This window comes from Streptomyces sp. MK37H (assembly GCF_018035285.1).
GTDB classification, from domain to species: domain Bacteria; phylum Actinomycetota; class Actinomycetes; order Streptomycetales; family Streptomycetaceae; genus Streptomyces; species Streptomyces endocoffeicus.
Genome location: NZ_JAAAYH010000790.1, coordinates 1 through 1,815 on the forward strand (window position 1 = coordinate 1; position 1,815 = coordinate 1,815).

A 1,815-nucleotide genomic window follows, 5' to 3' on the forward strand; every position below is an offset into this window, starting at 1 on the left:
GCGCGACGGCCGTGGGGCGGTGGCCGGCGGGGTGCCCCACCGCCGTCGCCGAAGGGCGTGCGGGTGTTCCGCCGCGCGTCTCCCGCTGGGCTGTACGCGTCTCCTGCTCGGCTGCGCTGGACACATCGGCCTCCGCGGCTCGCGGCCAACCGCCTCCGCCCCGTGGGAGGGAGGCGGGCAGCACCTCATGGCGGGCCGGTGGGCCCGCGGTGTCCCGTCCCGCACGGCCCGGCCTGCGCCCTCCCACCTGTTCTGCCCGCAATCCCCTTTCTATAAGGCTCGGTTCTCCCCCGGCTACCGCTGGGGGGTGCCCCCGCCGGGGCGGCTCAGCCTCCCCCAGCTACCGCTGGGAGGTGCCCCCGGACGGAAGACCCCAGAACCCGGGGCGCCATGGCGCCCGGCCGCTACCGCCACCGGCCGATCATCCTGGGACCTCTCTGGCCTGGGACTGAAACGTGACCATCGAGGGGAGTCCACTGTCGGTGGCTGTGATTACCTATCGCCAGGCGCGCCTTGCGCGTGATCGGGGTTGCCGCGGGGCGCGGCCCTGGGGAGGGGAGAGCTGTTGTGATGGTGCGGCGGATACCGGGAGCGGTGCGGGACGGCCGCAAGGGGCTTCTCGCGCTGCTGCTCGGGGTGTTGCTGATGGCGGTGGCCGCGTGCGGCGGCGGTGGCTCCGGCGGCGGTAAGAAGGGCAACGACGGCAAGGGCGACCGGCCCAAGACCTCGCGGGCCGTGGTGACCATCGCGCCGAAGGACGGCGCCAAGGGCGTGGACACCAGCGGCGCCCTGAAGGTCACCTCGGCGAAGGGCACCCTGTCCTCGGTCAAGGTCAAGGACGCGAAGGGCACCGCGGTCGAGGGGAAGATCGCCCAGGGCGGGAAGAGCTGGCGGCCCGACGCCCATCTCCGTTCGGACACCACCTACACCGTGGACGCGGTCGCCAAGGACGCCCACGGTCTGACCACGGCCAAGCACGCGACCTTCACCACCCTCCGTCCCAAGAACACCTTCGTGGGCATCTACACCCCGGAGGACGGCACGACGGTCGGCGTCGGCATGCCGGTCTCGCTCCACTTCACCCGCGGCATCACCCACCCGGCGGACGTGGAGAAGGGGATAAAGGTCAGCGCCTCGCCGTCGGTGCCGATAGAGGGCCACTGGTTCGGCAACGACCGGCTGGACTTCCGGCCCGAGGAGTACTGGAAGCCCGGCACCAAGGTGACGCTCCGCATGGACCTCGACGGGATCGAGGGCAGGCCGGGGGTGTACGGCGAGCAGCGGAAGTCCGTGACATTCACCATCGGCCGCAGCCAGATCTCCGTCGTCGACGCCAAGTCCAAGAAGATGACGGTCAAGCGGGACGGCAAGACCATCAAGACCATCCCCATCACCTCGGGCGCGCCCGGCCATGAGACCTACAACGGCAAGATGGTGATCAGTGAGAAGCATCCGGTGACCCGGATGGACGGCGCCACGGTCGGCTTCGACGGGGAGTACGACATCAAGGACGTGCCGCACGCCATGCGGCTGTCGACCTCCGGTACCTTCATCCACGGCAACTACTGGGCGGGGCGGCCCACGTTCGGTTCGGCCAATGTCAGCCACGGCTGTGTGGGCCTGTTCGACCAGCGCGGCGGAGGGGACTCCTCCACCCCGGCGTCCTGGTTCTTCCGCAAGTCGATCATCGGCGATGTGGTCATCGTGAAGAACTCCCATGACGAGACCGTCCAGCCGGACAACGGGCTCAACGGCTGGAACATGTCCTGGGAGAAGTGGAAGGCGTGACCTCGGCCGGTGTCCGGGCGCCCCGTC

Annotated in this window: 1 protein-coding gene; it reads left to right on the forward strand. The window is 70.0% G+C overall.

The features are described from left to right. Positions 1-570: 570 nt before the first annotated feature. Entirely contained in the window at positions 571-1,788 is a 1,218-nt protein-coding gene (locus GWI24_RS43930) for an Ig-like domain-containing protein (RefSeq protein WP_210951594.1), read from the forward strand. Positions 1,789-1,815 lie beyond the last annotated feature (27 nt).